8 protein-coding genes and 1 pseudogene are annotated in these 7,684 nt (G+C 70.0%); 4 read left to right on the top strand and 5 right to left on the bottom strand.

From position 1 onward, the window contains the following. Positions 1–55 precede the first annotated feature (55 nt). The gene (locus tag QH283_RS07115; protein WP_280502217.1) at positions 56–568 is read left to right on the top strand and encodes a nuclear transport factor 2 family protein; all 513 of its coding nucleotides are present in this window, start codon (positions 56–58) and stop codon (positions 566–568) included. A gap of 54 nt (positions 569–622) precedes the next feature. Here the strand turns inward: QH283_RS07115 and QH283_RS07110 are convergent, their stop codons facing one another. The 3 genes from QH283_RS07110 to QH283_RS07100 all read right to left on the bottom strand — a co-directional run bounded on the left by QH283_RS07110 (position 623) and on the right by QH283_RS07100 (position 2,738). Then, positions 623–1,228 carry a hypothetical protein gene (locus QH283_RS07110; RefSeq protein WP_280502216.1) on the bottom strand — a complete coding sequence of 202 codons (606 nt, stop codon included), beginning with the start codon at positions 1,226–1,228 and terminating at the stop codon, positions 623–625. Positions 1,229–1,426: 198 nt separating this feature from the next. Next, a complete protein-coding gene (locus QH283_RS07105) occupies positions 1,427–2,029 on the bottom strand; it encodes a hypothetical protein (RefSeq protein WP_280502215.1) in 603 nt (200 codons plus the stop codon). Between the two features lie 109 nt (positions 2,030–2,138). Beyond that, positions 2,139–2,738, bottom strand: coding sequence for a class I SAM-dependent methyltransferase (locus QH283_RS07100; protein WP_280502214.1), 600 nt, complete (start codon positions 2,736–2,738; stop codon positions 2,139–2,141). Between the two features lie 313 nt (positions 2,739–3,051). Between QH283_RS07100 and QH283_RS07095 the strand changes: the two genes are divergently transcribed. Beyond that, positions 3,052–4,272: a cytochrome P450 gene (locus tag QH283_RS07095; protein ID WP_280502213.1), complete on the top strand. Its 1,221-nt coding sequence runs from the start codon at positions 3,052–3,054 to the stop codon at positions 4,270–4,272. A 17-nt stretch (positions 4,273–4,289) separates the two neighbouring features. On the opposite strand, the gene QH283_RS07090 is transcribed toward QH283_RS07095, so the two are convergent. Beyond that, entirely contained in the window at positions 4,290–4,952 is a 663-nt protein-coding gene (locus QH283_RS07090) for a DUF305 domain-containing protein (RefSeq protein WP_280502212.1), read from the bottom strand. Between the two features lie 272 nt (positions 4,953–5,224). On the opposite strand from QH283_RS07090, the gene QH283_RS07085 reads away from it, so the two are divergent. Together QH283_RS07085 and QH283_RS07080 are read left to right on the top strand one after the other, a co-directional pair. Then, positions 5,225–5,917: a response regulator transcription factor gene (locus tag QH283_RS07085; protein WP_280502218.1), complete on the top strand. Its 693-nt coding sequence runs from the start codon at positions 5,225–5,227 to the stop codon at positions 5,915–5,917. After that, on the top strand, positions 5,914–7,062 hold the full coding sequence (locus QH283_RS07080) for a HAMP domain-containing sensor histidine kinase (protein ID WP_280502211.1): 1,149 nt from the start codon (positions 5,914–5,916) through the stop codon (positions 7,060–7,062). The genes QH283_RS07085 and QH283_RS07080 overlap by 4 nt, the downstream gene beginning before the upstream one ends. A gap of 104 nt (positions 7,063–7,166) precedes the next feature. Here the strand turns inward: QH283_RS07080 and QH283_RS07075 are convergent. Then, positions 7,167–7,684, bottom strand: a pseudogene (locus QH283_RS07075) (haloalkane dehalogenase); the annotation flags it as partial.

Below are 7,684 nucleotides of genomic sequence, written 5' to 3'. Positions count from 1 at the left end.
GTTGAGCGGGAGCGCGGATTCCGCCTGTTTCGGCCCCCTCGTTAGCGTCCGCGACATGAGCAGCACATGGAGCAGAGAAGAATTGGAAGCAGCCTTTCAGAACTGGCATTCCACCGTGGCAAGGGCCGCTTCCGGCGAGGGCAGCTGGCGTGAATTCGTCGAGCTGTTCACGCCCGACGCCGAGTACCACGAGCCGATGGCAGGCGTCCTGAAGGGGCACGACGCGATCTGGGCGTGGGTCGAACCCACGCTGGCGAAGTTTCCCGGCGCGGCGATGACCTCGTTCCCCGCCTACTGGCACCTCATCGACGAGGTCAACGGCGTGATCGTGGCGAAGCTCAACAACCTGCTGCGGGATCCCGGCGACGGCTCACAGATGGGGTCCGACAACATCAGCATCCTCACCTACGCCGGCGACGGGAAGTTCTCCAAGGAGGAGGACTTCTACGACGTGGGCGAGTTCGTCCGCCTGGTGCCCGAGTGGATCCAGCGGGCGAAGGACCTGGGCACTCTCAGCGCCGAGGAACTCGCCTGGTGCGAGCAGACGCAGCCGGTCACCTCTTCCTGAGCATCGCGACGGGAGGGCATGCGGACCGTCCGTCGACACAGGAGTTCGACGCGCCTACGGCCGGCCGGTGACGAACGCCGTGACGGCGTCGAGGAACTCCGGGCCACCGGAGACGTAGCCGCCGATGGTTCCGCCGATCAGCACCCCGGCGGGGATGCTGATGCCCCAGATGAGGACGAGGCAGGCGCCGAGCAGGCCGCCCACGACGGCCCCGCCGACCACGCCGGGCAGATTCTTGTCGATCTGCTGCGCGAGCCGCTGGAAGGAGGTCGTGCCCGGCCCTTCCGCGATGTCCGCCGCCGTGGCGGACGCCGTCAGGGTCAGGGTGTGGCCCGCGGCGTCGATGTGGGGTGTGAGGGCGATGGTTCGGCCCTCGGCGGCGTAGGACAGCGGCACCTCGGCGAGCGCTGTTCCGCCATCCGTCTGGAGCAATACGGCACCGCCGGGGCCGAAGCCGAACCTGCCGGTCCCGACGGTGGCGATCACGGCCTCGTCCACCGGTGACACCGTGATCTGGTAGCCGATGCCGTGATCGACCCCGGATACCGTGGCGGCCACGGTATCCGGCGGCGCGGCCGGTTCCGCGTGCGCGGTCGCCGCGGTGATCACCAACGCGGTGGCGACCGTGCAGGCGGCAGCGGCGGTCTTTGCGAACCTCATTCTTCGAACCCCTCCACTCAGGTACCCCGGACAGGTGAACAGAGCCGGACTTCGAGCGATTGTCGGCTGGTGCGGCGAACCCCCTTGCGCAACACGCAGAACCTTACAGCCGAGGTCCGGGGCATCCTCGGGCGGTCACGGAGTGTCGGTCCACCGATCACCCGTCGTCGCCGCCGGACCGGTGCGGCGCTCGCCGCGTCAGGTCAGCCCGACGGTGCAGCCCTCGTCCCGCACGCCGCGATAGCGCGGGCCGGCGAAGGTGCGCAACGCGTGGTCGAGGCGCGGGACCAGGCCGTCCCGGTCGAGGACTTCGCCGAACGGCACGCGATATCCGGCGTGGACGCGATGGAACTCCCACAGCGGCTCCATCTCGGGGTGGCGGCGCCGGAACCCGGGGTCGGCGGGGAACAGGTCGAGCCGCACCATCGCCGATGGGGCGACCTTCGTCGGGTTCCGGTTCACGGTGCGCGATAACGCGACTCCCGCCAGTTCCGGCCAGGCGACCTGCCACGGGTTTCCGCGCGGGTCGTGCCACCGCAGTCCGGCCTGATCGATCACCAATGATCGTGGCCGGGTGATCACCCGCCACAGCAGCGCACCGGTCAGCCCGATCAGCACCAGCACTCCCCCGACGACCGCGACGGCGATCCCCGCCCCCTGGCCGCCGGTGACACGGCCGCTGAGTCCGGCCCAGATCGCGAGCAGGCCGAGTCCGGCGGCGAGGAGGATCGCGGCCGCCGCGCGCTTCGCGACACCTTCGGCCAGGTCGATCACCGCCTGCGGCGGTTGCTGTGGACGCACCACCGCAGCTTAGGCGCTCGGAGTGCCCCGTTGTCGCCGGGCGGTTGACGCGCAGCCGATTTCGCGTGCTCCCGGCCGCCGCTCCCCTCGTGCCATCCCGCCGAAGCGCCTACGAAGGCTTACGCGCGACCACCCGGAACACGATCCCGCCGCGGCCGGTCCGATCGGCGTAGTCGATGTCGAACCCGGCGTCGGCGAGGTAGCCGACCGGCTCGCGGGTCAGATGGTCCGCCGCCATGCGCACCGCCAGCGGCTCGACCCAGCGCATCAGTGTCGCGAGCGCCGCGGACCGGGCCGGACCGTGTTCGACCGCGATGAACACGCCGCCGGGACGCAGCACCCGCCATGCCGAGCGCGCCGCGGCGGCCGGATCGGGGATGGTGCAGAACGTGTAGGTGGAGACCACGGTGTCGGCCGAGGCGTCCGGCAGGTCGAGCCGCTGCACATCCCCGTGGCGCAGTTCCACCGGCACGGTGGCCTGCCGGGACCGCGCGAGCGCGAGCATCGGCTCGGACAGGTCGATCCCGATCACCCGGCGCACCCCGGCGCCGTAGCGAGGCAGGTTCAACCCGCTGCCCACGCCGATCTCGACGGTCACGCCGTGCGCCTGGTCCACCGCCCATGTGCGGCCCTCGCCGAGCAGATACCGTTCCGACCAGTCGAGCTGCCGGTCGTACCCGGCCGCCAGACGGTCGAAAACCCTTTCCACGCGGCTCAATTCATCGATCGCTGCCTTCGCCGACATGGTCCCACCCAACCATCGGCGCGGGCGCCCGCACATCAGGGAACGCCCTGAAATCCCGACTCCCATCCCTGCTCGGAGCTGATCCCACGGGATAGTGCGGCATCAGCGGCCTCGTCCGGGGGCCACGGAGGGCGCCGCGGACGTCGATCGAGTCCGGGTGTGACGGCGGGACCGCTGATTCGGCATCGGGATTGCTGGCAGTGAGCTAGGGTCTGACGCTACCGGGAGACGGCCCGAAGACACTGTTCCACCCGTTCACTCTCACCTGGAGACACTCTTGTCCACTGCGCCGACAGACCTCCTGCCGGTCGACGGACACCGCGTCCGCCTGTATTCCACGGAGTTCACCGTCGACCCGCACAACGTCTACCGGAAGATGCGGGAGCAGTTCGGTTCGCTGGTGCCGGTCGAACTGGCGCCGGGGGTGCCCGCGACGCTGGTGATCGGATATCGCACGGCGCTGCGCATTCTCAACGATCCCGATCGGTTCCCGGTCGATCCGCGCACCTGGGAGGCGAGCGTGCCGCCGGATTGCCCGGTGCTGCCGGTGTTCCGGTGGCGGCCGAACGCCTCCCGCAATTCCGGGGCCGCCCACGAACGTTTGCGGCAGGCCACCACGGCGGCGGTCGAGGCGGTCGATCTGCACGGCGTGATCGCGGTCGTGGAACGCACGGCCGTGCCACTGATCAACGGGTTCTGCGCGGAGGGGTCGGCGGATCTGGTGAGCCAGTACGCCTTTCCGCTGGTGTACACGGTCGTGAACACCCTGCTGGGGTGCCCGCCGGAGATCAGCGCGAAGGCGGCTTCGGCCACGGCGTCGGTCTTCGACGCAGCGCGGGCGGCCGATGGTGAGCGCGCCTTCGAGGACGCGGTGCGTGAGCTGATCGAGTACAAGCGCGGCCGTCCCGGCACGGATCTGACCACCAGCCTGCTCGGCCATCCCGCGCGGTTGAGCGAGGAGGAGATCCTGCATCAGGTGCTGTCGTTCTACGGGGTCGGGATGGAACCGGTCCAGAGGCTGATCAGCAACGCGCTTCGCCTGATGCTCACCGATGAGCGGTTCGGCGGCGGCATCGTGGGCGGGAGCCTGTCCACGCGCGACGCGATCGACGAGGTGCTGTTCAGCGACCCACCGCTGCCCAACGCCTGCGTCGCCTATCCCCGCCGTCCCGTCCTCATGGACGATGTCTGGCTGCCCGCCCACCAGCCGGTCGTGATCAGCCTGGCGGGCTGCAACGACGACCCGGAGATCGTCGCCGGTGAGCACGCGGGCAACCGCGCCCACCTCGCTTGGGGAGCGGGCCCGCATGCCTGCCCGGCCAAGTCGCTGGGCTACCTCATCGCGCAGTGCGCCATCGACCAGCTCCTCGACGCCCTGCCCGATCTCCAGCCCGCCGTCGCGGTGTCGGAGCTGACATGGCGGCCGGGCCCGATGCATCGCACCCTGACCGAACTGCCGGTCACCTTCGAGCCGTCCCCGCCGCTGCGGGTGGTCTGAGACGCGATGAGCCTTCTCTACACCGTCGTCAGCAACCGGCGCATGGTGTCGATCTCCTGCTGCTGAGTCTCCACGATGGCGGTGGCCATCCGCACGGCGTCGGGGGACTGTCCGTTGTCGATCTCGGTGCGCGCCATCTCGATCGCGCCTTCGTGGTGGGCGATCATGAGGTCGAGGAACAGCCTGGCCGCTTCGGTGCCCTGCGCGTCGTCGAGCGCTCGCATGTCCTGTTCGCTCATCATGCCCGGCATGTCGCTCATGCCGGGCATGCCCGTCATCCCGGGCATCTCGTGGCCTGGCATGTCGTGGCCCGGCATGTCGTCCGGCGTCGGGCTCGGCTCGCCCCACTGCTCGAGCCAGGCGGTGAGCTGATCGATCTCCGGGGACTGAGCGGCCTTGATCTGCTGGGCCAGGGCGGTCACGGATTCGGGGATGTCCTGTTTCCCCAGCAACGTGTCGCTCATCTCCACCGCCTGGGTGTGATGCGGGATCATCATCTGCGCGAACGTCACGTCGGCCTGGTTGTGCGCGGCGGCGTTCTCGGTGGTCCCGGTCGTGGCGGTGCTCTCGGCCGTGGTCGGCGCCGCGGTGGTGTCGGTGTCGGAGTCGCCGCACGCGGCGGCGCTCAGCGCGACGGCGAGCACGGCGGCACCCGCGGCGAGGGTCTTCTTCGTGTTCATGAGCGGTTCCTTTCGCTGGACAGGACGAGGCGACCGGGATCGGCACGAGTCGTGGCCGGTCGGGCGCGCTCCTCGGTTCTCGGCGCCCAGCATGGCCGGCTCACCTCGGCACTTCGATGGAGGTCGTATGAAGATTTGCTCGAGAAGGGCGGGCGCGGCGGTATCGACACGGCGAGCCGGTGAAGATGGGGACCATGGCATCGTCCGCACCCCCACCGGCACCCCCCAGCGACTCCGCGCCCGCCCGGCGGCCCGGCACCGGGTCGAGGGCGATGGTGGTCGAGGACGAGGCGCCGCTGGCGAGCCTGGTCGGCAGCTATCTGGAACGCGATGGATTCGATGTCACGATCACCGCTGACGGCCACGACGCCGTCGCGCTGGCTCGGCGGGTCGATCCCGATGTGGTGGTGCTGGATCTCGGTCTGCCCGGGCTGGACGGAGTCGAGGTGTGCAGGCAACTGCGCACCTTCTCCGACACCTACGTCGTGATGCTGACCGCCCGCGCCGACGAGGTCGACACCCTCATCGGACTGTCGGTCGGCGCCGACGACTACATGACCAAGCCGTTCAGCCCCCGCGTGCTGATGGCCCGCATCCAGGCCATGTTGCGCCGCCCGCGCACCACGACCACGCGACCGGCGGGCACCGGCACTGCTTCCCGCACCCGTGTGTTCGGTGATCTCACCATCGACGTCGACGGCCGCGAGGTGACCGTCGCCGGAACTCCGGTGGCGCTCACCCGCACCGAATTCGACGTCCTCGCCGCCCTGGCACGCGATGCGGGCGTGGTCCTGACCCGCGCTCGGTTGGTCGACGCGGTCTGGGGTCCGAACTGGATCGGCGACGAGCACTTGGTCGACGTTCACATCGGTCACCTGCGCCGCAAACTGGGCGACGAGGCCGGCCGCGGACGTTATGTGCGCACCGTCCGCGGGGTCGGCTACCGGATGGGCAGTGGGACATGAAAACCGCACTCCGCCCGCACGATCCACGTGGCGAGGACGAGCACGCACCGTCCGCCGCGAGTTTCGGCACCCGCCTGTTCATCGCCCTGACCGCAGTGGTCGTCGGCTGCGCCGTCATCGCCTGGATCGTCGCCTCCACCGTCGCGCCGGGGATCTTCAACGACCATCTCGGCATGGCGGGCATCGAGCACGGCTCGAGTCAGGCGGCTCATGTCGAGCAGGCCTTCGCCCAATCGATCCGGCTCGCCTGGGGATTGGCCGTCGCGCTCGCGGTGCTGCTGGCGCTCGCGGTGAGCTGGTACATCACCCACCGGGTGCAGCGTTCGCTGGTCGCCGTCACGTCCTCCACCGCCTGCATCGCCGGCGGACACTACGACAGCCGCGTCCCCAGCCCGGGCCTCGGCCGCGAATTCGACGAACTCGCCACCACCGTCAACGAACTCGCCCGTCGCCTCGAGGCCACCGAGACCACCCGCCGCAGAATGCTGGCCGACCTCGGCCACGAGATGCGCACCCCGATCGCCACCCTCGACTCCTACCTGGAAGCACTCGACGACAACGTCCGCGGCTACGACGACGACACCCGGCACGTGCTGCGCGCCGCGACCCACCGCCTCGAACGACTCGTCCAGGACATCGACGCCGTCTCCCGCGCCGAGGAACACCTCACCGACCTCCACCCGGTTCCCACGACCACCGCGACGCTGGTCACCCACGCCGTCCACACCGCTGGTGAACAGTTCGACGCGAAGGGCGTCGCGCTGCGCACCGCGATCCACGACTCCGCCACCGTCACCGTCGATCCCGACCGGCTCGCCCAGGTCTTGGCCAACCTGCTCCACAACGCGCTGCGCCACACCCCGACCGGCGGCGAGGTCACCGTCAGCAGCCGGCTGACCGGCCGCGACCGCGCCGAACTCGCGGTCACCGACACCGGAGACGGCATCGCCCCCGAACATCTCGACCACCTCTTCGACCGGTTCTACCGCGCCGACCCCGCCCGCACCCGCCACCCCGGCGGCAGCGGTATCGGCCTGACCATCTCCCGCGCACTGGTCGAAGCCCACCACGGCCGCATCCGCGCCCACAGCGCAGGTCCCGGCCACGGTTCCCGCTTCACCGTCGAACTGCCTGTCACTCCCTGACCGCACGCCGAGCGCACGGCCGACAGGGGCGAGACGTCCCATGGGATGCGGATGCTCACCGGTTCGCGTGGTCCACGACCGCACCTGGCGGCAGGTGCCACCGGTCAGCGGAGATCGTGGCGGTCCAACCACGCGGAGACGGCCGCGGCGAGCAGGTCCGGCTGGTCCTCCGGGGTGTGGTGGCCCGCGACCTGTTCGTAGTGCTGGATGTGCAGGCCGGCAATGGTTTTCGCACACCAGTCGACGACGGCGGGTTCGGTCATCGTTCCGTATGCCGGGGTGAAGGTCACCATCAGTTTGGGGACCTCCGGGCTGGACGCCAGCCACTCGCCGTAGGCCTTCGCGCGCGCGACGACATCCTCCGGCGTCCCGTCCAGCGGCATCGAGCGCGCCCAGCGCAGCAACGGGAGCCTGCTCTCCCTGGTCGGGTAGGGCTGCCGGTAGACCTCCAGGTCGGCGGGGCCGAGCCGGTCCGAGATCGTCCGCAGCCCGTCCCGGACGAAGGAGTCGTCGAGGAACATCGCTTCGCCGATGCCGTCGGTGCGGATGGCGCGCCACAGGTCGCGACCGGATTCGGGGAACTCGTCCCAGGTCATCGGTTTGACGATGGTCTCGGTGAAGG

It is taken from the genome of Nocardia farcinica (genome assembly GCF_029867845.1).
Taxonomy (GTDB): Bacteria; Actinomycetota; Actinomycetes; order Mycobacteriales; family Mycobacteriaceae; genus Nocardia; species Nocardia farcinica_A.
The sequence above is the reverse complement of the archived record's forward strand: the minus strand, read 5'-3'. Positions and strand labels throughout refer to the sequence as shown.